This is a genomic window from Pseudocnuella soli (assembly GCF_004347775.1).
Lineage (GTDB): Bacteria > Bacteroidota > Bacteroidia > Chitinophagales > Chitinophagaceae > Flavisolibacter > Flavisolibacter aquaticus.
Genome location: NZ_CP037755.1, coordinates 4,582,931 through 4,609,416 on the forward strand (window position 1 = coordinate 4,582,931; position 26,486 = coordinate 4,609,416).

The window sequence follows — 26,486 nt, forward strand, 5'->3', positions numbered from 1 at the left end:
AAGACGCGATCACTTTCACATCACTTTCATCATTATACAACTCAGATCCTTCGCTGCGCTCAGGATGACAAAACAGTGGTTGCCCGCCAGGCCAGAAACAAATCTGATTAACCCCTTCGTGTTCCTTCACTCCCTTCGTGCCTTTGTGGTTCAAATTCTTGTACTTCCCAAACCTATCCCCTTACAAAAGGATTGCTTCGCTTCTCCTCGCCAATGGTTGTGGGTTCGCCGTGGCCGGGGTACACCACCACTTCATCGGGCAGGGGGTACAATTGCGTTTTGATGCTGCGCTCCAGCGTGGCAAAATCGCCACCGGGCAGGTCGGTGCGGCCAATGGAACCTTTAAACAGCACATCGCCGCCAATAACAAATTGTTGCTTTTTATTGTAAAAACAAATCGATCCCGGCGAGTGGCCCGGTGTGAGCAACACCTCGAACTCGTCATCGCCCAGCACAACCTTTTCGCCCTCCGATACGTATATCAGTTCGCCATCGTAGTTATCAAACGGAAGGCCCCATGCCTGGCCACTTTGCGGGCCGCGGTCGAGCACGATTTTTTCTGCTGCATGCAGGTGCAGTTGCAGGCCCCAGATACGGTGCACATAACGGTTGCCAAAAATATGATCGAGGTGGCAATGGGTATTGAGCAGCAAAACGGGTTTCAGTCCATTCGTTTCGATGAATTCTTTTAGCGCCATTTCCTCGGAGGCAAAATAACAGCCGGGGTCGATAATACAACAGAGACCACCTTCGTTATATACTACGTAAGTGTTCTCCTGAACCGGGCTGAAGGTGAATGAGTGAACCTGTAACATTGGGCTTTTTTGTACTTTAGGTGCAATTTACAAACCCAGCTTTTCTTACTTAGTAACGTTTCAAAACTTGTATGAATAATTTTTTAGGACGGATCGTGGCAGGCGGTGTGGCCCTTTTTATTTTATCCTTTACAGCACAGGCGCAGGTTAATGCTGTGGAGTTTGGGAAAAACCGGGTGCAGTACCAGAAGTTCGAATGGAAATATTATCAAACCGACAACTTTAATACATACTTCAGCCAGGACGGGCTGGAGCTGGGCAAATTTGTAGCGCAGATTGCCGAAAAAGAATTGCCCGCAGTGGAGGAGTTCGTGGAGTATGGCTTGCAGCGCCGCGCCAACATTGTGGTGTACAACAACTTCGACGAGATGCAGCAGTCGAACATCGGCATGGGCATCGACTGGCAAAACGCAGGCGGCGTAACCAAGCTGGTGAACAACAAAATGGTGGTGTACTTCGATGCCAACCACGCCAACCTGCGCCGCCAGATCCGCCAGGGCATTGCACAGGTGCTGGTGCGCAATGTGCTGTTTGGCGATGACCTGGGTGAAATGGCTGCCAACCAAACCCTGCTCGACCTGCCGCAGTGGCTTACCGATGGCTATATTGCCTATGCCGGCGAACACTGGAATACCGACCTCGACGACCAGCTGAAAAGCGCCATGCTGAGTGGCAACTACAAAAACTTTTACCATTTTGCCTACCAAAAGCCACAGCTTGCCGGCCATGCATTCTGGTATTATTTCGGCAACAAATACGGCGAAAGCAAAACCACTTACCTGCTGTACCTGAGCCGCATTTACCGCAACCTCAACTCGGCTTCGCAGCGTATTGCCAAAATGAAATTCAAGGAAGTGCTGCGCAACTTTATGACCGAGGTGCCTGCACAATATTTCAAAGACATCCGCGGCCGCCGCGTGGTGCCCAAAGGCCAGCTTTCGGTAAGCGAGGAAGTAGGTAAAAAAGATTTCTTCCGGTTCAACGCCAACCCGGTGCCCCGCTCCTTTACTTATGCGGTTACGGAGTTTCGCCAAGGCAAATACAGCGTGGTGCTGATGGAAAATTTTACCAGCCGCAAAGTGCTGGTGCATACCGGCGTACGCAGCCGCCAGGATGAAGTAAACCCCAACTACCCCATACTGGCCTGGGACCCCAAAGGCACCCGCCTGGCAGTGGTTTACCCCGATAAAGGCAAGATCAACTTTTTTGTGTACGATGCGGTAAACCGCGTAAAGATCAACAAGCAGACGCTGGACCAGTTTGACCAGATTCAGGACATGAAGTACATGCTCAACTCCAACACGCTGTTATTTTCGGCAGTGAAGGCTGGGCAAACCGACATCTTTACGTACAACATCGAGAAAATGACCACCGAGCAGATCACCAACGATGTGTACGATGATCTCGATCCTTCGTTTGTGACGTTCCCCAACAAAACGGGGATCATGTTTGCATCGAACCGGCCAAGCCCTACCGCCCGGGATAGTGATACGGCCCTGCCCATCGGCCGCTACAATATTTTCCTGGTCGACAACTGGAACCAGTCCGACTTCAAACAGATTTCGCAGCTCACCAATGTGCGGCTGGGCAATGCCCGTTATCCATCGCAGTACAACTCGTACCACTTTACGTTTGTGAGCGATGAAAACGGTATCGCCAACCGCTATGCAGGTTTCTTCAGCACCGAACGGGCCGGCTTGGATACGCTGGTGTTTATTGGCGATGAAGTGCTGCGCAACCCGCCTATCAACGAAGTGGACAGCCTGATAAAAGAATGGAATAAAGACGACATTGACTCGGTTGGCTATGTATCGGTAACCAACGACTCGAGCTATGTGTTTCCGCTCACCAACTACCAAAGCAGTTTGCTGGAAACCCGCACTGCCGGCGACAACCAGCAGATCAGCGAAGTAACCCGTCAGGGCGACTTTAAATTCCTTTACCGGTTGCGTGTAGACGAAGCCACGCTGCGCCGCCGCAATGTAACAGCCCGTCCTACGGAGTTTATGAAAAAAGTGGCCGAGCAGCAACGCATTGCACAAAACCGGCAGGCAGCGGCCCAACCGCAGCCTAACCGCCCCGATACCTCAGGCAACGACAATGTGTTTCAAACAGAGTTTGACAATGCCGACACCAGCGCCACCGGCCAGGTGTTTCCTGCCACGGAAATACCCGCCGAGGAACCGCTGTTGAAAAAAGCAAAACTCTTTGAATACCGCCCACCTAAATTCTTCAACGATTACGTAGTGGCCAGCCTCAACAACACGGTATTTGTGTTCAACAAATACCAGCCTTATATGGGCGGCTCCGGCCCCATCAACCCGGCCAACGGCAACGACCTGAACGGCCTGGTGCGCATGGGCACACTCGATCTTTTTGAAGACTTTAAAATATCGGGTGGCTTCCGCCTGGCTACCAACCTGCGCGACAACGACGTGTTGTTTGAGTTCATGAACCAGCGCCGCCGCTGGGATTGGGGTTTTACGTACTACCGCAGCAATTCCGAAATAGGGTACAACCTGGCGGGCACTTCGGCCACTTACCCCGGCAAGCAGATCTCGAATTATTACCTCGGCCGCTTCCGTTATGCACTGGACCGGGTACGCTCCTTCCGGGCAACCGTAGGGCCGCGTTTCGACCGGTTTGTGCTGAGTGCGGTGAGCCCCGAAACACTGCCGGTGCAGGATTCAACAACTACGTTTGTACAAACCTCGCTGGAGTATGTGCACGATAATACGCTGAACCCCACTATGAACATCTGGCACGGGCTGCGCTGGAAGGCCTACATGGATGCCTTTACGCAAACCGGCACCGCCAAACAATCGGGCGACCGGCTGATGTTCAACTTTGGTGTGGATGTGCGCCATTACCTGCCCATTTACCGCAACATCATCTGGGCGGTGCGTGGTGCTGCCGACATCTCCTGGGGCAACCAGAAAGTGGTGTATTACCTCGGTGGCGTGGACGGATGGCTGAAGTTTGGCAACAACGAAAAACGCAATAGCGACAACGATGTTACCGGCTACCGCTATTTTGACCCCAACAACCGCCCGCAGGGCAACTATGCTTACCAGGCACTGGCGCTCAACCTTCGCGGCTTTAAGCAAAACGTTTCGAACGGCAACAATGCCGTGACCATCAACAGTGAAATAAGGGTACCCGTATTTTCATCGTTCTTCAACCGCCCCATCAACAATGCGTTTTTGCGCAACTTCCAGGTGGTGCAGTTTGTTGACCTGGGCTCGGCATGGAACGGCCGCTACAATGGCATTGAACGCCCCACCCAAAACTTCTCCGACCCCAACAACCCAACCGTTGTGGTGCGGCTGAAAGCCGGCGGCATCGGGCCCCTGGCAGGCGGTTATGGTTTTGGTGTACGCAGCACGCTGCTGGGTTATTTCCTCCGCTTTGATGCAGCCTGGCAAATGGATGGCTTCTTCAGGGGCAGGCCGCAAACTTACCTGGCGCTGGGACTTGATTTTTAAAAGGCCCTTGTTTCATTATATAAAAAAAGAGACGCACTGGTTGCGTCTCTTTTTTTGCGTAGCACCAATCTAAATTTGGGTTACAGCAGTGCAAATATTTTAGGTAAAAAAATAACGCAACCCACCAGGAAGGCAGCGATGGCGGAAAGCAACACGGCGCCGGCAGCCATGTCCTTGATAACCTTTATTTGCGGATGCTGCTCCTTGGTGTAGAGGTCGGCCAGCTTTTCAAAAACAGTGTTGAAAATTTCGGCTATCCATACCTGTGCAAACACAATGATCAGCACCATCCACTCCACTTTGCTGATGTGCAACAACGCCGCCAGCACCACCACAATAATGGTAAAAGCCAGGTGTATCCAGGTGTTGTGCTCGGTGCGCAACACGGCCCGCAGCCCGGCAAAAGCATATACAAAACTGCGCAGTCGCTGGCGTGTGGAAAATGGTTGGGACATGAGATTTACGATTGACGATTTTGGAAGTACGATCAAAGGTTTTTGGAGCTGCAAACTATCAGGATGAATGATTGGGTTGCTTCCCTTAAAATCATGCACCGAAAAATAGTGCACTTGCTCCTGAATTCAATCGTCAATCCAAAATCGTAAAACGTAAATATTAAATGCCTTTACCACTGAAACTTCCTGGAATACCGCATTACAATGGCCAGTGAAAGGAACAACCCGATGCTGCCCAGGATGAGCGAATAATCCTGCAGTTGCAAAATGGTGAATACATAACTGTACAGGAGCACCAATACAACGGTGAGCAGCGTTGACAATTTTCCTGAGCCCAGCAAGCCGCGCATAAACCAGGCAATCAACGAAACCGTGGCCAAGGCCGCAATGGCATAAGCCCAGTTGAACCCGATGTATTCGGAGAACGATAACAGCAGCAGGAAAAACAAAACCAGCGCGATACCGATCAGCGCATATTGAAACGGGTGCACCGACCGCTTGTGTGCCGTTTCCACCAAAAAGAAAGCAGTGAACGTAAGCACAATAAACAACACTGCGTACTTGATCGACCGCATGGTTTTCTGGTAATCGTTTACCGGTATAAACAGGTCCACGCCAAATGCATCGCGGCCCAGGTTGTAGCTGTCGTCGCTGCCGGCGGCTGCAACCACTGCATCCAACTGCGGGTTGGGCGTGGGCACCTCGGTGCTAAAACCATTGCCCACCCATTGTTGCGGGAAAGACCGCTTGTGCGCCATGCTTTTCCAGGTGGCCGAAAAACCACTATCGCTGACTGCAGTTTGCTGCGGCAAAATGGCGCCCGTAAAACTGGGGTGCGGCCATGCTGACTGCACCGTGAAAGTGGTGGAACGCCCTACCGGCGTGAGGTACATGCTTTCGGAGCCGTTGAGGTGGATGCGGCCCGAAAAGCTGACCTGCTTTAAATCGGACAGAGCAGAAATCTTCAGCGGCGCCACCATGCGGCTGCCGCCGGTAGCATCCTGCCCTGCCGCGCTGAACGTGATGGAGCGGCCGCCCCATTGCATGGCCAGTTCTTCGTTCAGTCCTTTGGGATCGGACAGCGAAAACTGCACAAAAGCTTCCTGCCACAGCACAGCGGCGGGGTTGATGTTCAGCTGTTCGAGATCCAGCGAATCGAAGCGGCCGGAAAGATCGTTTTGCGATTCGTACAGCATTACTTTAAAAATGCCCTGCGACCGCTGCTGCGGCCGGATGCGGGTAGTCACAGCCAGATCGCTGGGCAGGAAATACGCCAGCTGTTTTACTTTTTTGGTGCGGCCCGCCGAATCGGTGGATACCGTTTGCATAAAAGGCAGCACCAGCATAGGCCCGGTAAGGTTTTGCCGGCCAGCCCATTTGGCACTTACTTCCTGTACGGCTTGCCGCTGGCGGTCTTCCCGTTCTTCAATAACGCCGGTAACAAAAAAAGTAGGAATGAGCAACAGCAGTACCAGCAGGCCAATGATGACGCCTTTTACTAAAATCCTGTTGTCTTGCGGAATTCTTTCGGTGGTGGTGGGGAGGTTCATTTGTTTGTTTGATTAAGCAGTTTGGGAAAAAATGTTGCGATAACTTATTCGGACCAATGAATGGATGTGTCTTCTATATCCAGCAGGATGGGTAGCACCAGCCATTGCCCTAAAGCAGGCCTGCCCTGGTGGCGATGATCCGGACGGAGGTTGAGCAGGACAAGCATCACTAGCAGCACCAGTAAGGCTGCGCCCATCCGGGCATTTCGTTCCAGCAGCAGGGTCAGCGGTTCTTCGTTATGGTGGTGTGCCCTTTTCATAAAGCTTGTTTTATTTTTAATTAAAAAGTTCTTTGCATTTCAAAGTACAGATGCAAAAAGATATTGTTGCGACTACCCGCAATACTGGGCGATACAAACAGCGCTTAAGCTGGTGTTAAAAGATGCAAATTCAATCATGGGGCAAATCTATGTAAAAAGTACTTTGCATTTCAAAGCAAATGGAAATTATTTTTGCCTTTCCCAAAAAATGCAAGGGGTCAACTACAGGTCGATGCATTCCAAGATAATGGCGCAGGCACGCTCAAGTTCTTCTATCGTAGTGGTGAGCGGTGGCGAAATGCGCAGGCAATTGGATGCAAAAAGAAACCAGTCGGTGATCAGTCCCCGCTCAATGGCGGCATCAATGATTTTTTTACAGGTGGCAAAATCCTCGAACTCCACCGCGGCCCACAAACCAAAAAGGTGCAGGGCCTTAATTTGCGGATGCACCAGCAGCCGGCGCAGCAGGGCTTCTTTTTCGGCAACAGTGGCAACAATATTTTCGGCAAGCAAGGCTTCAAACGCCGCCAGGCCGGCAGCACAACACAGCGGGTGCCCGCCAAAAGTGGTGATATGTCCCAGCACGGGGTTATCGGCCAGGTGTTGCATCAGGGCTTTATCGGCTACAAAAGCGCCCAGCGGCAAGCCGCCACCCAAGGCTTTTCCAAACAGCAAAATATCGGGCACAATACCGAAATGCTCAAACCCCCAGAGTTTGCCGGTACGGCCAAAGCCTGCCTGGATTTCGTCGAGCACCAGCAGCGTGCCCGTTTCGGTGCAGCGCTGGCGCAGTGCCTGCATCCACTCCCTTGACGGCGCCTTTACACCGGCTTCGGCCTGCACAGTTTCGGCAATAACACAGGCGGTTTGCGGCCCAATTTGCTGCAGCATTTCAAAATCGTTGTAGCGGCAATGGTGCACACCGGGCAGCAGGGGACGGTAGGCATTACGCCAGTATTCATCGCCAATGATGCTGAGCGCCCCTTGTGTGGAGCCATGGTAGGAATAATTAAAAGCAACAATTTCGGTACGGCCGGTGGCCCGCTTGGCTAGTTTCATAGCACCTTCTACCGCCTCGGCGCCGGAGTTGGTAAAATAAACCGAGTTGAGTGAAGCGGGCAGGTGCTCCGTCAGTTTATGCGCATACTGCACCTGCGGACTTTGCACAAACTCGCCATATACCATCACGTGCAGGTAAGCATCGGTTTGGCGGCGGATGGCTTCCACCACGGCTGGGTGGCGGTGCCCTACATTGGCCACCGAGATGCCGCCGATCAGGTCGATATACGTTTTGCCGGAGGCATCCCAAAGAGTGCTGCCTTCGGCTTTTACCACCTCAATAGCCAGTGGCGCCGTAGACGTTTGTGCCACGTGTTGCAAAAACAATTGCCGCAAATTCATGGGTGCGAAGGTAGGGAGGGCTGGCGGTCCGTCGGTCATTGGCCGTATGCCGGTGCACTATTGACGATTCACGATTTATGAATTACGATTTGCGATTGATGGTGGCCGGTGCGCTTCCTTACCTTTACGCCATGGCACTTATTTTACCCGTTGAAGGAAAAAGCCCGCAGTGGGGCGAGGCATGTTTTGTAGCACCCAACGCCACCATTGTAGGCGATGTGGTTATGGGCGACCAGTGCAGCGTGTGGTTCAACGCCGTGGTGCGGGGCGATGTAAACAGCATCCGCATGGGCAATAAAGTAAATGTGCAGGACGGCGCCGTGATCCATTGTACATACATCCGGTCGCAAACAGTTTTGGGCAATAATGTTTCCATTGGGCACAACGCCATTGTGCACGGCTGCACCGTGCACGACAATGTGCTGATTGGCATGGGCGCCATTGTGATGGATGGGGCGGTGGTATATTCCAACACGATTATTGCAGCAGGCGCCGTGGTGCTGGAAGGCACGGTTTGCGAAGCCGGCTCGATCTATGCCGGCGTGCCCGCCAAAAAAGTAAAAACCATCGAACCCGAAAAAGTGGAAGGCGAAATCAACCGCATTGCCAACAATTACATTAAATATGCGGGCTGGTTTTCGGAGGCCAATGAAGCGGGCAAATAAAGCACCCGCGGCCGCTCATTTTATCCTAATAACCAGCCAACAGGGCTGCGGCGCAATTTTTCGGAAAAAAGTTCCGTTCTTTAAGCAAATTCCGTCATTCATGAAACTGAAGCATCTTCTTTTAGGCGCTTTTGCCGCCTTTGTGCTGTCATCCTGCAGCGTATTTAAATCAAAATACGGATGCCCCTCCAACGGCACCAACGTAGGCGCCGAAAAGCTGCTGAGCGAACCGCCCAAAAAAGTAAAAAAGTTCAAGGCATAACGATTGCATGGTGCAACTATAACGCTTGTTGCGTTGTCTTTACATTTAAACACCTGCACCATGAGCCTTACCCTTAGAACCGATTTGGGCCGCACCGAAGCCGTAATTGACGCCCAGGGCGGGCTCCACCGCTTTTACCAGATTGCCGATCTCCTCACCGACTCTTTCCAGGTAGCATTTACCGATAAGGAAGATGATTTTGATGCCATCAACTGGAACTTTTCTTTGGGTAAATACCGGCTCACTTTACAGTACAGCATCTACAATGGCATCATGTTGTTTCCCACCCGCGAACAGCAGGCCAAACGCCAGGAAAATAAAGCAGTGGAAGAACTGGCATCGGTGCTGGAAGGCAAGCTCATTGGCCTGGACCTGGAAGGAAAAGGTAAGTGAATGTCGAACAGAGGAACAAGGAACAGACGAATGAGGAAGGTGAATGATGAATTATTAATTATGGATTATTAATTATTGGGGTGTTCCGGTGAAATATTGCAAGTAACATTATTATTGGGCGTAGCCCAAACCAATTGGTAGCAATCCAATCACCATCTTTTCCAATGCTCCCGTTGATCGTAGATCAACCCTGCCAGCGGGAGATGTTTATTTGCAAAATGATTTGAAGCACAGGTTTGGGCTACGCCCAAAATGATTTCATTATTTGATTTATTGCTACCAACAGATGTGGGCTATGCCCACATTTTTATTTTACCAAAGTTCCCGTCTTTTGGATGAATGAATCCGTCATTGCACAAGCCACTGCACTAATTCATAACTCATCATTTCTAATTCATCATTCCAATCTGCGGTTCAACATTCTTTGTTCCTTGCTCGATATGCTCCCTCGACTTCGAAATTCATCTGTTCCTTGTTCGTCTGTTCGACATTCCCTACCCTTTCCACTTCTGCTCCGGCAACGATTCCAGGATGTTGTAATAACTCACATAACGGTCTTCGTCGATTTCACCGTCAATTACGGCTTGCTTAATGGCGCAGCCCGGCTCGTTGATGTGCAGGCAATTGTTGAACTGGCAATCGTTCAGGCGCTGGCGCATTTCCGGGAAATAGCCCGAAAGTTCTTCGCGTGTCACCTCCACCAATCCAAACTCCCGCATGCCCGGCGTATCGATGATGCGGCCGCCACCGGGCAGGTCGTACATTTCGGCAAAGGTCGTTGTGTGCTGGCCTTTACCGCTCCAGCCGCTTACATCGCGGGTTTTGATGGTGCTGGTAGGAACTACTGCATTGATGAACGACGATTTGCCCACGCCACTATGCCCTGAGATCAGCGTCGTTTTTCCCTGCAGCAAAGCATTCACTTCTTCTACACCGGCACCGGTTTTCAGGCTGATGGCCACCACTGTGTAACCAACATCTTCATACACGGCTTTTACCACTTCAAGGTAAGCCAAGTCTTTTTCGCGGTAGAGGTCAATTTTATTAAAAACAACCAGCGCCGGTACATGATACATTTCGCTGGCCACCAGAAAGCGGTCGATAAAACCGGTGGACGTTCGCGGATCGCGAAGGGTAGCCAACAGCAAGGATTGATCGACATTGGCGGCAACAATATGGTGCTGGTGTTTGTGCCGCGGCGATTGGCGGTTGATGTAATTGCGGCGGTCGTGGATGCGGGTGATCATCACCGAACTTTCGCCTTCATTTTCCAGTGCAAAATCCACTTCGTCGCCCACGGCAAGCGGGTTGGTAGAGGTAATGCCATCGAGCTTAAAGGCTCCTTTCATGCGGGCATTCCAAAACCTGCCCGCTTCGTCCTGGAGCACATACCAGCTACCGGTTGATTTATACACTAAGCCTTTTGCCATCAGGGAAATGTTCTAAGAAAGGTGTAGCGCAAAAGTATGGCTAAAAACAAGAGCAGCAGGGCGGCGCCCAGGGGCCAGCGAAATTGTTCCTCGAACCGGGTGCGGGTTCGCACTTCCACCTCCGATTTTTCGAGTTTGTCAATGCGGGCATAAACTTCCTGCAAACTTTCCTTATCCACCGCCCTGAAATATTCGCCGCCGGTTTGCACCGCAATGCGCCGCAGCAAAGCCTCGTCGAGCCCGCCGGTGGAAACAGCCGCGTTGCCCACGCCCCTTTCGGCCACGGTGGCGCCTTCGCGGGCCATCATGCCGATGGTGTACACCTTCACTCCTTCGGCTCGGGCAATATTGAGTGCCGTCAGCGGATCGATGATGCGGTCTTCCGGCGGTTGTTCTTTACCATCGGTAAGTAAAACAACCACCTGGCTTTTCGATTTGCTTTGCGATAGCCGGTCTACCGCAGTAGCCAGTCCCTCGCCGATCAGTGTGCCATAACGCAACATGCCGCTGCGCAAACCGCGGATCTGTTCAATAAGCGAGGTATGATCGGATGAAACGGGATACAGCGTGAAACTTTCACCGGAAAATATCACCAGGCCGATCTGGTCTACCGGGCGGTTTTCTACAAACGAAATGGCCATTTCCTTAGCCACCTCGAGGCGGTTGGGATAAAAGTCGGCGGAGAGCATGGAGCCGCTCACATCCATGCACAGCACAATGTCGATGCCCTCGCCACGGGCCCGGCTGGTAACGTTGCGTACCTGTGGGCGGGCAATGGAAAGAATCACAAAACCCAGCGACAGGAGCAGCAGCCAAAAAGGCAAACCGGCCATTGCAGTTTTGCCGCCTTTAACGGTAAACATTTGCGCAGCGCTTACCGGCATGGCGGCCTGTAACCCGCGCCGCATACGATGGCGCAGCCAGGCAATGACCGGCAGGGCGCCTAAAAAAGGCAGCACCCAAATGTTGGCGAATTCTATTTTTTGAAACCACTCGTAAATCATGATGTTGTTGTGTGGCCGGCCGGCTTTGTTGGCTCCGGCCGTGCTGCGCCTGCTGCAGCGGCACTTTTTTCCATAAATACAATGCTTTCCCGCACTGCTTTCAGCGATGCCTTGCGGTCGTCGGCCGATGCTTCAAAGCGGGCAAACTTCACACCATCGCTGAGTTGCAGCGTATCGGCAATTTGTGCGGCACGTTCGCCGCCAAAACCCCAATGGGGCAACTGTGTGCTGATGTCGGCCGTTGTTTTGGACAGCGAATAAAAACCTTTGCGCAGCGCCAAATAGTTGCGAAACACCTGGATGAGGTCGGTGTAAAATATTTTGCTGTCGGCCGATGATACACGCTTTTCCAAAGCATCGAGGTTTTTCAGTGCATCGCGGTAAGCCGTTTCGCCGGCAGGCTTGCCCTCGGCGCCTTTTTTCTTCCGTCCGGGAAAAAGCAGGAACACCAGCAACAGCAGCAAACCAGCGCCAATCAAGTACCAATACCAGGTGGTGCGGCTGCCCTGTTGTACGTCCAGCACATCTTTTACCTCGTTGTATTTCTGGTCGGGGGCCATGGGCGAATAGCCCACATCAATAGTAATGGGCTTTGTACGGTTGGACCTTTTTAAAGACAATGCCGGAATGCTCCAGCGCCCCGAATCCCAACTGGTGATGCGGATGTTTTGCACCAGGGTAATGTTGTTGGCCGTTCGTTGCGTATCGATAGCGGAGCGGTACAGAATTTCAAAATGCGGGAATGTATCCAGCTGAAACCAATCGACGGTGCGGTTGGCCGGCAGTGTTGCTTGCAGGGTAAGCTGCAATTGTTCGCCGATGAGGATGCGTTGCTGGCTGGTGGTGGCGGAAAGTTTTACCTCCTGCGCCTGCGCCGCTGCAGCAACGGCCAGCCATCCAACGAGTATGTATAAACGAAAATATTTCATCGGTTACGGCTCATAAAAAAATGACGCAGGACTTTGATATAATCTTCGTCGGTGCGCAGGTGTAATAAATCTGACCCGGCTTTTTTGAATGCCGCTGTAGCAGCTGCAGTAACGCGAAAAAACTCCCCTTCCTGTGCCTGCCGAACCCTGCGGTTGCCGGTATCAATCCAATGGCGCTTGCCTGTTTCCAGGTCTTCAACCTGCACCAGGCCCAGGTCGGGCAGTTGCTGCTCCAGCCGGTCGTAAATTTTCAGTCCAATCAGGTCGTGGCGGCTGCCGGCAATACGCAGCGCATCTTCATATCCACCATCTAAAAAATCACTCAGGATAAATGCAATGCTTTTTTGCCTGCTGGTGTTGTTGAAATAGCGCAGGGCCGTTTTCATTTCAGTGCCTTTGCCGGTTGCATCGGTGCCCAGCAGTTCGCGAATGATGTACAGCGCATGCTGCTTGCCTTTTTTTGCAGGTATGTATTTTTCAATTTTATTGCTGTATAAAATGGCGCCCACTTTGTCGCCGTTATTGACTGCCGCAAACGAAAGCACCGCGGCAATTTCAGTGGCTAAATTTTTCTTTGTGGCACCCACTGTTCCAAACAAGGACGATGCGCTGATATCGATGAGGAGCATCACGGTCAGTTCCCGCTCTTCTTCAAATACTTTGGAATACGGATGGTTGAATCGTGCCGATACGTTCCAGTCAATAAACCGCACATCATCGCCGGGATAATATTCCCGCACTTCGCGAAACGACATGCCCTTGCCCTTGAATGCGCTGTGGTACTCGCCGGAAAAAAGATCCGAAGCCAGGTGCTTGCTTTTTATTTCCAGGTCGCGGACTTTGCGGAGTATTTCGGAAGTAGTTAACATGAGATGATAGATGGTGGATGATGGATGATAGTGTGGTACGAACCTTATTTTAATTCGGCCTTTTCGGTATAATTGATCAGGCCGTTTAATAGTTTCAGTACCGTATCTAATTTCACAATCATCCGATCAAAATCCATTTGTTGTAAAAAGTTATTCATCAAGGCAATGGTTAACTGTGTGTCGAGTTCGTAAATACTTCCCCGGGCAATGTGTAAAAATTGAAGTGTATCCTTTTTATATTGCCGGCCCATGCCTTCAGCAATATTTGAAGGAATTGAGATGGCGGCTCTTTTGATCTGTGCAGTCAAAGCAAACATTTCTTCTTTAGGAAAAATCTTTGCTGCGGCATAAACCTCTTGCACAAGCTGCATTGCTACCTTCCACACCTCCAATTGTTGATAGTTTCGCATGTAAAACGTTACTGCATTTTCGAAGAAACACCATCATCTACCATCAATCATCCATCATCTCTTCCCTACGGCACATTCACCTTCGCCAATATCTGCTCGATCACATTTTCAGCGTTGATGTTCTCCGCTTCGGCTTCGTAAGTGAGGCCAATACGGTGGCGCAACACATCGGCGCAAATGGTGCGTACATCTTCGGGAATTACATAGCCGCGGCGATTGATGAACGCAACCGCTTTTGCAGCAATGGCCAGGTTGATGGAGCCACGCGGCGATGAGCCGTAAGAGATCACGCCTTTCAGTTTATCCAACTTGAACTCGGCCGGGTTGCGGGTGGCAAATACAATGTCCAAAATGTATTGCTCCACTTTTTCATCCATGTAGATCTCACGGGTAAGGTTACGCGCAGTAATCAACTCCTGCATCGACACAACCGGGTTAATGGTGGGTGGACGCAAGCCCTGCACATTTTGCCGGATAATGAGTTGCTCCTCGGCTCTGGTGGGATAACCCACCACCACTTTCATAATGAAGCGGTCCACCTGTGCTTCGGGCAGCGGGTAAGTGCCTTCCTGTTCCAGCGGGTTTTGCGTAGCCAATACCAGGAAAGGTTCGTCCAGTTTGTGCGTGGTATCGCCCAGCGTTACCTGCCGCTCCTGCATCGCTTCGAGCAGGGCGCTTTGCACTTTCGCCGGTGCCCGGTTGATTTCATCGGCCAGTACAAAGTTGGCAAAGATGGGCCCGCGGCGCACTACAAACTCGTGGCGCTGCTGGTTATAAATCATGGTACCGATCACGTCGGCGGGCAATAGGTCGGGGGTAAACTGGATGCGGCTGAACTTGGCCTGCACCGCTTCGGATAGCGACCGGATGGTGAGCGTTTTGGCCAAACCCGGCACCCCTTCCAACAACACGTGCCCGTTCGATAAAAGACCAATCAGCAGGCGATCGAGCATGTACGACTGACCCACAATGACCTTACCCACTTCGGCACGAAGCGTATCCAGGAAGCGGGCTGCATAGCTGATGCGGTCGTTGAGCTGACGAATATCGTCGGCAGTTCTAAGCATATATTGAATCTTGTTTTAGCAAATAATGAACCAGTGATTTGTATGATTTAAAAGGATTTGAATGAATGATTTTCCAGAGGTTTAGTTTCACTTCAATAATCAATAATTATTAATTAATAATTATTGATTATTTGTTACCTCCCTTCATCATTCAACATTCCTTGTTCTTCTGTTCGACATTTCTCAGCCCAAATACTTCGCAACAATCGGCAGCCTGCGGCCTACACCAAATGCCTTGCTGCTAACGCGGATAATGGGACAGAATTGTGCACGCTTGTATTCATTCATATTTACCAGGCGCAGTGTGCGGGCCACAAGGGCTTCATCAAAGCCTTGTGCAATGATCTCTCTGGGGCCTTGGCGCAGCTCGATATATTGATATAAAATTTGATCCAACACATCATACTCCGGCAGGCTGTCGCTGTCCTTTTGCCCCGGCCGCAGTTCGGCAGAAGGTGCTTTGGTTAAGATATGTTCCGGAATAATTTCCTCGTTTCGGTTGATGTACCGGGCCAATGCATACACCTGCGTTTTATACAAGTCGCCCAACACCGAAAGGCCGCCGGCCATATCGCCATACAGCGTGCCATAACCTACTGCCAGTTCGCTTTTGTTGGAAGTGTTGAGCAATATGTATCCAAATTTATTGGCCACCGCCATCAGCAGGTTGCCGCGGCTGCGGGCCTGTATGTTTTCTTCGGCAAGGCTAAAGGGAAGGCCTTTAAACAGCGGCTCCAACGTTTGTATAAACTGTTCGTACACCGCTCTGATGGGTACAATATCGTAGCGGTTGCCCAGCGTTTGGCTCAGGCGCTCCGCATCCGATACCGAGTGCCCCGAAGAAAACTCCGATGGCATCAGCAACACATGCACCGCTTCTTTACCCAATGCCTCTACAGCCAATGCCTGCACCACCGCGCTGTCAATACCGCCACTGGCACCCAGCGTAGCTTTGGTGAAACCCATCTTTTGAAAATAGTCGCGGATGCCCAGTACCAACGCAGCATATATTTCCGAAATATTTTTTTCGTTGGTGAGGTACTTCAGTGTAGGCAATTCTTTACCAACTTCACCAGCTGCATAATAATATTTATGATCTACTGCAGGCGTTTCTTTTTTTACTGTCAGTGCATCCAGGTCTACCATCGTTTCATCTTCGGCAAAATAAGCCAGCTCCTGCACCAGTTGCCCATTCACATCATACACCAAGCTGCCGCCATCGAATACAATTTCGGTTTGCGAGCCAACCGTATTGCAATACAACATGGGCAAATTGTAACGGGCCACCGTTGCCTCCACAATGCTGCGGCGCACCACATCCTGCGCATAGTTGTATGGCGATGCGGACAGGTTGAGCATCACATCCGGCGACTGCTTAATTAGTTCTTCCATCGGTGAGTGGCGGTACAGCGGGTTGTCACCCAGGTTCCAGATGTCTTCGCAAATGGTAACGGCTAATTTTTTACCCTTAAACTCCAATACGTTCCAATTAAAGGCAGGTTCAAAGTACCGGTTCTCGTCAAACACATCGTAGGTGGGCAACAGCGTTTTGTGCACTTCGCCCACCACTTCGCCATTGTATAAAAGAAAAGCAGCATTGAACAGGTCCTTGCCTTCTTTACGCGGGTTATGTGCAGGGGCGCCTACCAGCACGCCAATACCTTGTGTATGCGCTTTTATGGCATCGATGCTTTCATAACTCTGGCGGATAAAATCATTGAACTCCAAAAAATCGCGGGGCGGATACCCGCAAATGCATAACTCTGAAAGAAGCACCAGGTCGGCGCCCTGCGCTTTTGCACGGCCGATGGCTGCAATGATCTTTTGGGTATTGTGTTCAAAATTGCCAATGTGGTAGTTCTGCTGTGCAATGAAGATCTTCATCTGTTCCGGTAAGGTTTAAGGTTTAAAGTCTAAGGTTGAAGGTTTGGTCAAACAGTGCTTTGAACAAGGTTGCAGCAATAGTGCCCATATCTACAACCATAAACTTTAAACCTTCAACTTGTTAAACTTCGTAGGTTTGCCCCGCTAATTTCCGTAATAAAAACCACACCCATTCGTTTTGCGCAATACCATGAAATATCTGATTCCCTTTTTGCTCCTTTTTTTATATGCCTGTTCCGGTGGCGGCAACAAGCCCGATGTTTCCACCATCGAAGTGAATATGCCGGTGGAGCGGTTTGAACAGGACTTTTTTAAAATAGACACCAACGATGTGGCCGGCAGCCTGGCCCACCTACGCAATGCCTACCCGCATTTTTTCCCCACGTTCATGCAGGATATTTTGCAGCTCAACCCCATGGACCCTGCATCGATTGGCATCATCAAACAAATTGTGGGCAGCTACAGCAGCCTCGCCGATTCGCTGGCGCCTACCTACAAAAACTTCGACAACATCAGGGATGACATTGCCGACGGGATGCGTTTTGTAAAATATTATTACCCGCAATACCGGGTGCCCAAACTGCTCACATTTGTGGGCACGCTGGATGCGCCGGGTATGGTACTTACCAACGAGTACCTGGCCGTGGGCCTCCAGCAGTTTGCGGGCAAAAGCTTTGGCGGCTACCAGCTCCCCGAAGTGCAGCAGATGTACCCCACTTATATTTCGCGCCGCTTCGATAAAGAATATATTCCCGTCAATGCGCTGAAAGCAGTGGTTGATGATGTGTACCCCGATCAGAGCACCGGCAAACCCCTGGTGGAGCAAATGATTGAAAAAGGAAAACAGTGGTACCTGCTCGATCATTTTTTACCCGATACCCACGACACGCTAAAAACCGGCTACACCAAAAAACAGCTGGACTGGCTGGAGCAAAACGAAGGCAATGCCTGGGGTTATATTGTTAAAAATGAAAACCTGTATTCCATCGAGCCGCCGGTAGTGCAGGCCTATATTGGCGAATCGCCTTTTACCCGCGGCATGCCCGAAGTTTCGCCGGGCAATATCGGGCAATGGTTTGGGTGGCAGATTGTGCAAGCTTTTGCACAAAAAAATAAGGAACTCACCCTGCAGCAAGTGCTGGAAACCGCCCCCAGGACCATTTTTGAAGGCGCCAAGTACAAACCTAAATAAGCAAAACGCAGTATATGATTTAAAGATTCCATCTCTTGAAGAGATGGAATCTTTTTTTGTAGCCGGGTATTGTACTTCGATTGGGCTTTACTTGCGTCGCACACTTGTGCGGTTGTATCACTTTAGGGCTTTTACCGATGCACCTGTAATAAGTCGTTTAAGCTTATTGACTGTCATGCCGAACTCGTTTCGGCATCTCCTTGGGCTTTAGGAGACCCTACTAATAAAAGGAGATGCCGAAACGAGTTCGGCATGACAAACCCTGACTTTAATAAATGGCCTACACCAAACTTGAAATTATACTCTTTGTTTGCAACGCTCTTTGCCCACCAATCACGCTTTTTGCTTGTCATCCTGAGCGCAGCGCGTTGATCTGAGCCCGCACCAGTATGACCATAGAACTAACAAAAGGCTACCTTTTCTATAACAATACTTTAAGCTCTAATGCTCAGATGCTTCGCTGCGCTCAGCATGACAAATCGAAAACGCTGCTAAAGTGCAAAGCACAAAAAAGCCACAAAGACCGTCAGGTCCTTGTGGCCCAAAGCACAGGAAAGCGTTATATAAATCAAACCCCATTCAGGCTACAGTAGCCCTTTAGGGTCAGAACTTTAGTTATACTTGAACGGCGTCACCATTTCAAAAGGCGGAATTTTTACTTCAAACACCTCTTTGGTTTCCAGATTTTCCATTACGTAGCTGCCGTGCATCCTGCCCATTTCCGATTTCAGGTTGCAGCCGCTCACATACTGGTAATGCTCGTTGCTGCTGATGGTGGGCTGTACGCCTACTACGCCTTCGCCTTCCACTTCGCGGTACTCGCCGTTGGAGTCGAAAATATGCCAGCGGCGGCTGTGCAGCTTCACCGGAAAACGGTTGTGGTTTTCAATGGTGATGCGGTACGCAAACATATACTCCGACAGTAGCGGGTTGGAATAATCCTGCTGGTAAAAAGTCTCCACGCTTACCTCAACACCTTCCGAAATCTTGGATATCATAGCACACGCTTTTGGGTAAAATTAATGGGGTTGTCTGTAGAAAAGGGTTTTCATTTTATGGTCACATCCACATCCAACCTATTTTTGTTAAGCAAAAAACTATACCAATTATGAAAATAGCCGTAGCGAAAGGCGATGGAATAGGGCCGGAAATCATGGATGCTGTGCTCCGTATCTTCGATGCCAATGAGGTAGGTCTGCAGTATCAGTTTGTAGAAATGGGGAAATGGGTCTTCGATAAAGGATACTCCAACGGGATGACACCCGATGCACAACGCACCATTGAGGAAACAGGCATTTTGTTTAAAGGCCCGATGGAAACACCCAAGGGCAAAGGCGTGAAAAGCGTGAACGTAACGGCCCGCAAAACCTGGAACACTTACGCCAACAAGCGGGTGTTTCAAACCCTGCACGGTGTGGAAACAGTCTTCAGCCGGGGCGGAATTAACATTGACCTCACTATTGTACGGGAAAACATTGAGGATACCTATGGCGGAATTGAGCACATGCTTACCCACGACGTGGCGCTCAGCCGCCGCTTTATTACCCGCCCCGGTTCGGCGCAGGTAATTCGCTATGCATTTGAAATGGCCCGCCAAAAAGGCGCCCGCCGCATTACCTGCGGCCACAAGGCCAACATCATGAAGCAGACCGACGGCCTGTTCCTCGAAGTTTTTTACGAAATAGCCAAAGAATACCCCGATCTGAAATCGGACGATAAAATTGTGGACGACTTGGCCATGCAGCTTGTGATCCGCCCCGACCAGTTTGATGTGGTGGTAATGACCAACCTGCAGGGCGATATCATTTCCGACCTCTGTGCCGGCCTAGTTGGCGGGCTTGGCTTTGCGCCTTCGGCAAATATCGGCGACCACATTTCCATTTTCGAGGCAGTGCACGGCACGGCCCCGGATATTGCGGGTAAAAACATCGCCAACCCCACGGCCCTGCTGCTCAGCGGCCTGGCCATGCTGCGCCACCTGGGTTTTACCCATAATGCTGCAACCATCGAAAACGCATTGCTTTATACTTTGGAGCAGGGCATCCGCACCGGCGACTTTGGCGACCGCTCTAAACCGGCCCTCAATACCACTGAGTTTGCCGATGCCATCATTGGCAATTTTGGCAAAACGCCGGAGGTGGGTGCCAAACCCATCATCGACAACACGCCTACCACGGCAGCCGTTTGCCACCTCGATAAAAACCCGATGCTGGTGTCGAAAGAAGCCGAAGATGAAAAGATTGTGGGTGTTGACTTTTTTATTGAAAGCACTGAACAGCCCAACAAAGTGGCAGAAAAAGCACTAGCCGTTACCGGCGACCTGTTTAAGCTGGTTACCATTTCAAACAGGGGCACGCAGGTGTGGCCCAAGGGCTCTATTTACACCAACCTGGTGAACCAGTTCAACTGCCGCTTTGAATCAACCGGTGATATTGCCGTGTCGCAAACCGACATCATTGAACTGTACCGTCGCCTGGCCGAACAATTTAAAGTATGCTCGCTGGAGCTGCTGAACATGTGGGGCGATAAGCGGGCTTATAGCTTGGCGCAAGGACAGTAGGAGATGACATTTGATAGTTTGTAGTTGGTAGTTGACAGTTAGTAGTTAGCAGAGTCAACAACCAATCATGATAGGCAAAGGGAATGCAGTGATGCATTCCCTTTGTAATTTGTAGAAGACGGTAGCAAAGAGCTACCAAGATGTGTTTCCAAACCTTAGGGTTGTCATGCCGAACTTGTTTCGGCATCTCCTTCGATCTTCCAAGCTTTTATAACATAAAGGGGACGCCGAAACAAGTTTGGCATGGCATGTATCGCTGGAAAGGGCACTACCTGGATAGCGGTTTGGTGAGAAGGCTTTTTAAAAATTATTGTGCCTTACACGGCAATTACATAGCACTGCTGTGCAGGCATTTGGTTATGATCGATAAGTGTCTTTATTCTTTACTTGATCAATCATCTGTGGCCGCAATTATTTGCTGGCGAGCAAAAGCTTTTTGATTAACACAATCTGACCTAGATGATAATAGCTGTGTTCAATCATTGCTTCGATGTTGCGTCGATATGTACCGTATCGTTCCTCAACAAAAACCTGCGCTAATTTTTCATCCGGCATTTTTTCAATCAGTTCAGCAAAATCGTCAGCATCGCTCCAGAAAGTAGTCAGAAAATTATCCCAATCCTGCTGCGATTGAAAGGGCGGAAAATCAAAACTAAATTGATCCCTTATGTCCAGGCTTCCGCCTTTGAGCACTTGTAGTACACCTTTGATGTAGTAGTGTATATGCTGTGCCAATACAGCTATTGTATTTAAAGAGCTAACAGGCTTTGTTGCAATTTCCCAATTCAAACCAGTTAATTCCTGCCGGTAATTTGAATTGGCAATCCAGGTTCCATTCAGGATCACTTCCCTGAAACGATTGGCCATTTGCTCGGAATTTTCCATTGGTGGTTTTTTAGAAAAAAGCGATTATCCATACTGGTTGTAATTGCTGTCGATGACAGAAGATTTTACACCAATGCAATATTCCTAATCCGAATACTCCCCCAGATAAAACATAATGATCACACCAATAGCAAACAGCAAAAAAAGCGAGATGTAATGCACCCGCAGGTAAAAGGCTTCAGCCGCTTCATCGTGCTTGGTGTGGGCACGTGCAAAAAGCGCATAGCTTACAATGCCCACCAGGCCGCAGGTAGCTGCGGCGCCAACCAGCACCGGCATCATCCGCCAGCTTTTTTAGTGCCGGTATATCCCTGCTTCAGCAGCCAGGCCAGTACTTTATCGCGTTGGTCGCCCTGGATGATGATCTCGCCATCTTTCACCGAGCCGCCCGTGCCGCAATGCGTTTTTAGTTTTTTACCCAGCTCCTCCAGGTCTTCATCAAGCCCCGAAAAACCGGTGATCACCGTGGCGGGTTTGCCGCCGCGCTGTTTGGTTTCGAGCCACACCCGCAGCTTTTGCTGTGCCGGTGCTGCTGTTTGGGCCGGTGCGCCGCTGTCTTCCGCTTCAAACTTAAAATTGGGATCGGTGCTGTACACAAACCCGTGTTTATCGCTTTTGTTTTTTTTACTCACCCTTTTTAATTTACGATTGACGATTTTGGATTGACGATTTGATGCACAAAGGGCATGTTTAAATACGAAGGCATTTCCTCAATCGTACATCGTCAATCCAAAATCGTCAATCCTTTTACACAATCACTGCTTTCAAACTCAGGTCCAGGCTTTTGGCCTGGTGAATCAACCCGCCTACCGATACATAAGTAACACCCGTTTGCGCATATGCTTCAATGTTATCGAGGTTAATGCCGCCGCTGGCTTCGGTTTCAAATGCATCGCCAATCAGGCGCACCGCTTCGGCTACCTGGGCCGGTTCAAAGTTGTCCAGCATCAGCCGGAACACTTTGCCCTGGCCAATTTCCAGTACTTTTTGCACATCCTGCAGCGAGCGGGTTTCCACTTCAATTTTTAGGTGCGGATGATACCGCACCACGTAATCGTGTGCCCTGCCAATGGCCTCTTCCAGCCCGCCTGCATAATCAATATGGTTGTCCTTCAGCATGATCATATCGTACAGGCCAAACCGGTGGTTGATGCCGCCGCCAATACGCACTGCTTCTTTTTCCAGCAGCCGGAAATTGGGAGTTGTTTTGCGGGTATCCAACAGCCCGGTCTTGTACGCTTTCAGCCGGTCGGTATAAGTGCGGGTAAGGGTTGCAATGCCGCTCATGCGCTGCATGATGTTGAGCACCAGCCGTTCGCATTGCAAAATGGTATGAATGGGCGCTTCCAGTTCAAAAGCAGTTTCGCCGGCCTGCATGTCATCGCCATCCGCTTTGTGCGCTGTAAACTGCAGTTTAGGCGTTTGCCAACGGAAAATCTGTTCCGCCACGGCCATGCCTGCCAGCACGCCGTCCTGTTTTATTTTCAATACAGCCCTGCCCATTTTATCGGCCGGAATGCAGCACAACGTCGAGTGGTCGCCGCTGCCCACATCTTCCTGCAACGCAGCCGCCACCAGGTGCCGCAACTGTTCTTCAAAATACTTCATGCAGTAAAATTAAAGCCCCCGGTGCAAGTGCCGCCGAAAGGGAATAAATAAATGAATTGCCTCCGTCACTACACCTGAAAATTAAACCAATATAGCTGCCGTCGGGGCTATGCAATTGCCCGGTAAATGATTACATTTAAAAGGCAAAGCAATTGCTTGGTCACCTATCTTTATGCAGTTTCCGGACGAGCCTAGCTACACAGATCCAGGAACAGAAAACAACGGTAACGCATCCACGGAGCAACAACTACTGTACCCCTACTTTGGGTTACTTCCGTATGCCATTGTGGTGGTGCGGGATGCTCATTACCGCATCGATTTTATCAACAGCGCAGGCAGTAACCTGTTGGGTAAAAATTGGATTGAAATAAAAGATCAGCCGCTTTTTGAGCTGTTTCCCAACTGGCGGCACACGCTGCTGCCCAATGCTTTCGAGCAGGTGCAGCAAACTGGCGAACCGCTATCTTATCAATCCACACCGCTGCCAATGCCGGGCACGGCCGATACACCCGAACGTTTTTTTGACCTGACCATTTCCCTCTTGCAGGAAGCCTCGCCGCCCTTGCCGGGGTTGGTGATTTTTGCCCACGAAGTAACCCGGCTGGTGCAACTGCAGCAACGCTGCGAAGCAAAATCGCACCAGATGGAGCAGATGACTGACGCCATGCCCCAACTGGTTTGGATGGCCGAAGCCGATGGAAAGGTGGTGTTTTTTAACCGCCGCATCGACGAGTACATGGGCGTAGAGCAACAAGCCGATGGCAGTTGGGTTTGGGTAAATATGGTGCACCCCGAAGACCTGCCCGCCACCCTGCAGGCATGGACCGAAGCAATGTCCAACGGCAACGCGTTTCAGTCGGAGCACCGGGCACGAAAAAATGACGGCCAATACCGGTGGCACCTGAACCGGGCTTTCCCCTACCGCGGTGCCGATGGCCGCGTGTTGAAATGGTTTGGCACCCTTACCGATATTGACGACCAGAAAAAAGCTGCTGAAGAAATCAGGGAACGCGACCTGCAGTTGTTGATGTCGCAAACGCAACTGGGCATGGCCCTCAGTGCCGCTCAAATTGGCACCTGGCAGGGCAATGCAAAAACAGGGCAACTGGTTTGGTCGAAAGAACTGGAAGCCATGCACGGGCTTGCCGAAGGCAGTTTTGGCGGCACCATTCCTGAGTGGACAGCAATGGTACATCCCGATGATCGGGAATTTGTGGCGCAACAGGCAGCGCCGTTGTTTCAATCGATTGATGACGTAGAGTTGGAATACCGCATCGTACAACCGTCCGGGAAAATAAGGTGGATCTTTTCGAAAATCAGGGGCTACCGTGATGCAGCCGGAAACCCCGAAACCATCTTTGGTATCAGTGTAGATGTGACCAGCCAGCGCAGCCACCAGCAACAGGTGGCGGAAGCCGAGTTGCGCTGGCGCATTGCCATTGAAGCCAACAATATGGGCACCTGGGAGTGGAACACCCTCACCAATGAAGTGGAACTTTCGGCCAGCACCCGGGCCCTGCTGGAACTGGACCCGGATGAACCTTGGTTTTTTGAAAAAACCCGGGGCCTCACCCACGAAGACGATGTGGAGCAGGCACTGGCGCAGGTGCGGCCGGTATTGGAAGGCCAAAAAGACACGTTTACTTACGAGGCAAGGCACCGCCGCGTCAAGTCGGGGCAGCTGCGCTGGGTGCGTATGGCCGGCAAAGCAGTACACAACGGATCGGGCAGGCCTACCCGTATCATTGGCACCATAAAAGATATTACCAGGTTCAAGGAAAACCAGCAGGCGCTGTTGTATCAAAAGCAGCTATTGGAAACCGTTACCGGCAACACATCGTTTGCCCTGTTCCTGATGAACGAGCAGCACCAGTGTATTTACATAAATGAGCAGGCCGAAAAAATGACGGGCTACCGGCTGGAAGATTTGCAGGGCCGGTCGCTGCACAATGTTGTAAACCCCACCTACGCCGATGGCCGCCCCTATCCCATTGAAGAAAGCCCGATAGACCAGGCCCTGGTGCAGGGCCGCCGCACCAGGGGGGAAGAAATGTTCCGGCATAAGGCAGGGCATTTTTACCCGGTTGCTTTTACAGCCAGCCCCATCATGGTTGGCGGCAAACCCATGGGTACTGTAATCGAGGTGCGGGATATTACCGAAGAAAAGAAAGTGGCGCTGGGGCTGCAACTGAGCGAAGAACGGTTCAGGCTGCTGACCAACACCATTCCGCAGATTACCTGGATATCAAGAAACGATGGGTTGATCGATTACATCAGCGACCAGTGGACCCAATATACCGGGCAGCAAAAAGAAGATGCCCGCGAAGGATATATCCATTGCGTGCACCCCGACGACCGGCAGGAGATGATGGATAAATGGGCCGCATCCAAGGCCAACAAAGAACCGCTGGAAATTGAATACCGCCTGCGGGCCAGCGATGGCAGTTACCGATGGTTTGGTTCCAAAACGCAGCCGCTGCTGAACCAGGAGGGCGAAGTGATTTCATGGATTGGCGCTGCCAACGAAATCCAGCATTTTAAAGACGTATCGGCACTATTGGAAGAGCAGGTAGCTACCCGCACACAGGAGCTACGCCGGGTAAACAAAACCTTGCAGCAACAAGCCTCCGAACTGCAGCGCTCCAACGAAGACCTGCAGCAGTTTGCGCATGTGGCCAGCCACGACCTAAAAGAACCGGTGCGCAAAATAAAAACATTTGCCAGCCGCCTGCAGGATGAACTGGGCACAGACATGCCGCCAAGAGCGCAGCATTTTTTAACCAAAATAGACGAAGCCACCGAACGCATTTACAGCATGATCGATGGCGTGCTGGAATACTCGCAACTGGACGCTGCCGAGCTAAAACCCACGCCGGTGCCCCTAGCCCAGGTGCTGGACCAGATCATTGCCGATCTTGAACTCACCATCCAGGAAAAAGAAGCACAGATACATGTGGAGCCGATGCCGGTGATCAAAGGGCAGCCCATTTTGCTGTACCAGCTTTTTTACAACCTGCTCAACAACTCGCTGAAGTTTGCACAACCAGGCCAAAAGCCGCAAATCCGCGTTCATGCTTCAGATGCCGGTGCAGGCATGGCGGCCATTTCGGTTTCGGATAACGGCATTGGCTTTAACCAGGAGCACGCCGAGAAAATCTTCAAAACCTTTACCCGCCTCAATGCCCGCGAAAAGTTTGAAGGCACGGGCCTGGGCCTGGCACTTTGCCGCAAAATTGCCGCCCGCCACGGTGGCAGCATCCACGCAGCTGGCAAGGCCGGCGAAGGCGCCACGTTTACGGTAACACTACCGGTGGAGGAAAGTCGGAAGCCGGATGACGGAAGTCCGAAGAATGATGTTTGAT

General features: G+C 50.9%; 24 protein-coding genes. 7 read left to right on the forward strand and 17 right to left on the reverse strand.

What is annotated here, in order from left to right; genetic code table 11:
- Nucleotides 1-173: 173 nt before the first annotated feature.
- Entirely contained in the window at nt 174-815 is a 642-nt protein-coding gene (locus tag EPD17_RS18835; protein ID WP_132056022.1) for an MBL fold metallo-hydrolase, read from the reverse strand.
- Between the two features lie 71 nt (nt 816-886).
- On the opposite strand from EPD17_RS18835, the gene EPD17_RS18840 reads away from it, so the two are divergent.
- Nucleotides 887-4,300: a TolB-like translocation protein gene (locus EPD17_RS18840; protein WP_132056023.1), complete on the forward strand. Its 3,414-nt coding sequence runs from the start codon at nt 887-889 to the stop codon at nt 4,298-4,300.
- An 80-nt stretch (nt 4,301-4,380) separates the two neighbouring features.
- Here EPD17_RS18840 and EPD17_RS18845 read toward each other — a convergent pair whose 3' ends face one another.
- The 4 genes from EPD17_RS18845 to EPD17_RS18860 form a co-directional block, all read right to left on the reverse strand.
- The gene (locus EPD17_RS18845; RefSeq protein WP_132056024.1) at nt 4,381-4,755 is read right to left on the reverse strand and encodes a diacylglycerol kinase family protein; all 375 of its coding nucleotides are present in this window, start codon (nt 4,753-4,755) and stop codon (nt 4,381-4,383) included.
- A gap of 170 nt (nt 4,756-4,925) precedes the next feature.
- Nucleotides 4,926-6,305 (reverse strand): cell envelope integrity protein CreD, encoded by a 1,380-nt coding sequence (gene creD, locus EPD17_RS18850; RefSeq protein WP_132056025.1) that lies wholly within the window; start codon nt 6,303-6,305, stop codon nt 4,926-4,928.
- Nucleotides 6,306-6,349: 44 nt separating this feature from the next.
- Nucleotides 6,350-6,565 carry a hypothetical protein gene (locus EPD17_RS18855; RefSeq protein WP_114235351.1) on the reverse strand — a complete coding sequence of 72 codons (216 nt, stop codon included), beginning with the start codon at nt 6,563-6,565 and terminating at the stop codon, nt 6,350-6,352.
- A 222-nt stretch (nt 6,566-6,787) separates the two neighbouring features.
- Entirely contained in the window at nt 6,788-7,966 is a 1,179-nt protein-coding gene (locus EPD17_RS18860) for an aspartate aminotransferase family protein (RefSeq protein WP_132056026.1), read from the reverse strand.
- Between the two features lie 77 nt (nt 7,967-8,043).
- Between EPD17_RS18860 and EPD17_RS18865 the strand changes: the two genes are divergently transcribed.
- From EPD17_RS18865 to EPD17_RS18870, 3 genes are all read left to right on the forward strand, one after another.
- Nucleotides 8,044-8,631, forward strand: a complete 588-nt coding sequence (locus EPD17_RS18865; RefSeq protein ID WP_240040677.1) for a gamma carbonic anhydrase family protein — start codon at nt 8,044-8,046, stop codon at nt 8,629-8,631.
- Between the two features lie 100 nt (nt 8,632-8,731).
- Entirely contained in the window at nt 8,732-8,893 is a 162-nt protein-coding gene (locus EPD17_RS20070; protein ID WP_155523206.1) for a hypothetical protein, read from the forward strand.
- 60 nt (nt 8,894-8,953) lie between these two features.
- Nucleotides 8,954-9,286 (forward strand): hypothetical protein, encoded by a 333-nt coding sequence (locus EPD17_RS18870; protein ID WP_114235349.1) that lies wholly within the window; start codon nt 8,954-8,956, stop codon nt 9,284-9,286.
- Between the two features lie 494 nt (nt 9,287-9,780).
- Here the strand turns inward: EPD17_RS18870 and rsgA are convergent, their stop codons facing one another.
- From rsgA to EPD17_RS18905, 7 genes are all read right to left on the reverse strand, one after another.
- Nucleotides 9,781-10,716 (reverse strand): ribosome small subunit-dependent GTPase A, encoded by a 936-nt coding sequence (rsgA, locus tag EPD17_RS18875; protein ID WP_132056027.1) that lies wholly within the window; start codon nt 10,714-10,716, stop codon nt 9,781-9,783.
- The gene (locus EPD17_RS18880; RefSeq protein WP_132056028.1) at nt 10,716-11,720 is read right to left on the reverse strand and encodes a VWA domain-containing protein; all 1,005 of its coding nucleotides are present in this window, start codon (nt 11,718-11,720) and stop codon (nt 10,716-10,718) included. The genes rsgA and EPD17_RS18880 overlap by 1 nt, the downstream gene beginning before the upstream one ends.
- Nucleotides 11,717-12,649: a BatD family protein gene (locus EPD17_RS18885; protein WP_132056029.1), complete on the reverse strand. Its 933-nt coding sequence runs from the start codon at nt 12,647-12,649 to the stop codon at nt 11,717-11,719. Before EPD17_RS18885 ends, EPD17_RS18880 begins: the two co-directional genes overlap by 4 nt.
- A complete protein-coding gene (locus tag EPD17_RS18890; RefSeq protein WP_132056030.1) occupies nt 12,646-13,518 on the reverse strand; it encodes a DUF58 domain-containing protein in 873 nt (290 codons plus the stop codon). Before EPD17_RS18890 ends, EPD17_RS18885 begins: the two co-directional genes overlap by 4 nt.
- A 44-nt stretch (nt 13,519-13,562) precedes the next feature.
- Nucleotides 13,563-13,928 (reverse strand): four helix bundle protein, encoded by a 366-nt coding sequence (locus EPD17_RS18895; RefSeq protein WP_132056031.1) that lies wholly within the window; start codon nt 13,926-13,928, stop codon nt 13,563-13,565.
- A gap of 65 nt (nt 13,929-13,993) precedes the next feature.
- Entirely contained in the window at nt 13,994-14,995 is a 1,002-nt protein-coding gene (locus tag EPD17_RS18900) for an AAA family ATPase (RefSeq protein ID WP_114235343.1), read from the reverse strand.
- Nucleotides 14,996-15,178: 183 nt separating this feature from the next.
- A complete protein-coding gene (locus EPD17_RS18905; protein WP_132056032.1) occupies nt 15,179-16,879 on the reverse strand; it encodes an NAD+ synthase in 1,701 nt (566 codons plus the stop codon).
- 190 nt (nt 16,880-17,069) lie between these two features.
- Between EPD17_RS18905 and gldB the strand changes: the two genes are divergently transcribed.
- Nucleotides 17,070-18,071, forward strand: coding sequence for a gliding motility lipoprotein GldB (gldB, locus tag EPD17_RS18910; RefSeq protein ID WP_132056033.1), 1,002 nt, complete (start codon nt 17,070-17,072; stop codon nt 18,069-18,071).
- A 611-nt stretch (nt 18,072-18,682) separates the two neighbouring features.
- Here gldB and apaG read toward each other — a convergent pair.
- Nucleotides 18,683-19,069 carry a Co2+/Mg2+ efflux protein ApaG gene (apaG, locus tag EPD17_RS18915; RefSeq protein ID WP_114235340.1) on the reverse strand — a complete coding sequence of 129 codons (387 nt, stop codon included), beginning with the start codon at nt 19,067-19,069 and terminating at the stop codon, nt 18,683-18,685.
- A 110-nt stretch (nt 19,070-19,179) separates the two neighbouring features.
- Here apaG and EPD17_RS18920 point away from each other — a divergent pair, with 110 nt between their 5' ends.
- A complete protein-coding gene (locus EPD17_RS18920) occupies nt 19,180-20,631 on the forward strand; it encodes an NADP-dependent isocitrate dehydrogenase (RefSeq protein ID WP_114235339.1) in 1,452 nt (483 codons plus the stop codon).
- A gap of 411 nt (nt 20,632-21,042) precedes the next feature.
- On the opposite strand, the gene EPD17_RS18925 is transcribed toward EPD17_RS18920, so the two are convergent.
- From EPD17_RS18925 to nadC, 4 genes are all read right to left on the reverse strand, one after another.
- Nucleotides 21,043-21,516 (reverse strand): DUF1572 domain-containing protein, encoded by a 474-nt coding sequence (locus EPD17_RS18925; RefSeq protein WP_132056034.1) that lies wholly within the window; start codon nt 21,514-21,516, stop codon nt 21,043-21,045.
- Between the two features lie 84 nt (nt 21,517-21,600).
- On the reverse strand, nt 21,601-21,798 hold the full coding sequence (locus EPD17_RS18930) for a hypothetical protein (protein ID WP_114235337.1): 198 nt from the start codon (nt 21,796-21,798) through the stop codon (nt 21,601-21,603).
- On the reverse strand, nt 21,795-22,148 hold the full coding sequence (locus EPD17_RS18935; RefSeq protein WP_132056035.1) for a translation initiation factor: 354 nt from the start codon (nt 22,146-22,148) through the stop codon (nt 21,795-21,797). The genes EPD17_RS18930 and EPD17_RS18935 overlap by 4 nt, the downstream gene beginning before the upstream one ends.
- A gap of 115 nt (nt 22,149-22,263) precedes the next feature.
- Nucleotides 22,264-23,124 (reverse strand): carboxylating nicotinate-nucleotide diphosphorylase, encoded by an 861-nt coding sequence (gene nadC / locus EPD17_RS18940; protein WP_132056036.1) that lies wholly within the window; start codon nt 23,122-23,124, stop codon nt 22,264-22,266.
- Nucleotides 23,125-23,296: 172 nt separating this feature from the next.
- Here nadC and EPD17_RS18945 point away from each other — a divergent pair, with 172 nt between their 5' ends.
- Nucleotides 23,297-26,485 (forward strand): PAS domain-containing protein, encoded by a 3,189-nt coding sequence (locus EPD17_RS18945; protein WP_132056037.1) that lies wholly within the window; start codon nt 23,297-23,299, stop codon nt 26,483-26,485.
- The last annotated feature ends 1 nt before the right edge of the window (nt 26,486 follow it).

Coding starts and splice junctions, on each gene's coding strand:
- EPD17_RS18835 (WP_132056022.1), bottom strand. CDS start 815: ATGTTACAGGTTCACTCATTCACCTTCAGCCCGGTTCAGGAGAACACT.
- EPD17_RS18840 (WP_132056023.1), top strand. CDS start 887: ATGAATAATTTTTTAGGACGGATCGTGGCAGGCGGTGTGGCCCTTTTT.
- EPD17_RS18845 (WP_132056024.1), bottom strand. CDS start 4,755: ATGTCCCAACCATTTTCCACACGCCAGCGACTGCGCAGTTTTGTATAT.
- creD (WP_132056025.1), bottom strand. CDS start 6,305: ATGAACCTCCCCACCACCACCGAAAGAATTCCGCAAGACAACAGGATT.
- EPD17_RS18855 (WP_114235351.1), bottom strand. CDS start 6,565: ATGAAAAGGGCACACCACCATAACGAAGAACCGCTGACCCTGCTGCTG.
- EPD17_RS18860 (WP_132056026.1), bottom strand. CDS start 7,966: ATGAATTTGCGGCAATTGTTTTTGCAACACGTGGCACAAACGTCTACG.
- EPD17_RS18865 (WP_240040677.1), top strand. CDS start 8,044: ATGAATTACGATTTGCGATTGATGGTGGCCGGTGCGCTTCCTTACCTT.
- EPD17_RS20070 (WP_155523206.1), top strand. CDS start 8,732: ATGAAACTGAAGCATCTTCTTTTAGGCGCTTTTGCCGCCTTTGTGCTG.
- EPD17_RS18870 (WP_114235349.1), top strand. CDS start 8,954: ATGAGCCTTACCCTTAGAACCGATTTGGGCCGCACCGAAGCCGTAATT.
- rsgA (WP_132056027.1), bottom strand. CDS start 10,716: ATGGCAAAAGGCTTAGTGTATAAATCAACCGGTAGCTGGTATGTGCTC.
- EPD17_RS18880 (WP_132056028.1), bottom strand. CDS start 11,720: ATGATTTACGAGTGGTTTCAAAAAATAGAATTCGCCAACATTTGGGTG.
- EPD17_RS18885 (WP_132056029.1), bottom strand. CDS start 12,649: ATGAAATATTTTCGTTTATACATACTCGTTGGATGGCTGGCCGTTGCT.
- EPD17_RS18890 (WP_132056030.1), bottom strand. CDS start 13,518: ATGTTAACTACTTCCGAAATACTCCGCAAAGTCCGCGACCTGGAAATA.
- EPD17_RS18895 (WP_132056031.1), bottom strand. CDS start 13,928: ATGCGAAACTATCAACAATTGGAGGTGTGGAAGGTAGCAATGCAGCTT.
- EPD17_RS18900 (WP_114235343.1), bottom strand. CDS start 14,995: ATGCTTAGAACTGCCGACGATATTCGTCAGCTCAACGACCGCATCAGC.
- EPD17_RS18905 (WP_132056032.1), bottom strand. CDS start 16,879: ATGAAGATCTTCATTGCACAGCAGAACTACCACATTGGCAATTTTGAA.
- gldB (WP_132056033.1), top strand. CDS start 17,070: ATGAAATATCTGATTCCCTTTTTGCTCCTTTTTTTATATGCCTGTTCC.
- apaG (WP_114235340.1), bottom strand. CDS start 19,069: ATGATATCCAAGATTTCGGAAGGTGTTGAGGTAAGCGTGGAGACTTTT.
- EPD17_RS18920 (WP_114235339.1), top strand. CDS start 19,180: ATGAAAATAGCCGTAGCGAAAGGCGATGGAATAGGGCCGGAAATCATG.
- EPD17_RS18925 (WP_132056034.1), bottom strand. CDS start 21,516: ATGGAAAATTCCGAGCAAATGGCCAATCGTTTCAGGGAAGTGATCCTG.
- EPD17_RS18930 (WP_114235337.1), bottom strand. CDS start 21,798: ATGATGCCGGTGCTGGTTGGCGCCGCAGCTACCTGCGGCCTGGTGGGC.
- nadC (WP_132056036.1), bottom strand. CDS start 23,124: ATGAAGTATTTTGAAGAACAGTTGCGGCACCTGGTGGCGGCTGCGTTG.
- EPD17_RS18945 (WP_132056037.1), top strand. CDS start 23,297: ATGCAGTTTCCGGACGAGCCTAGCTACACAGATCCAGGAACAGAAAAC.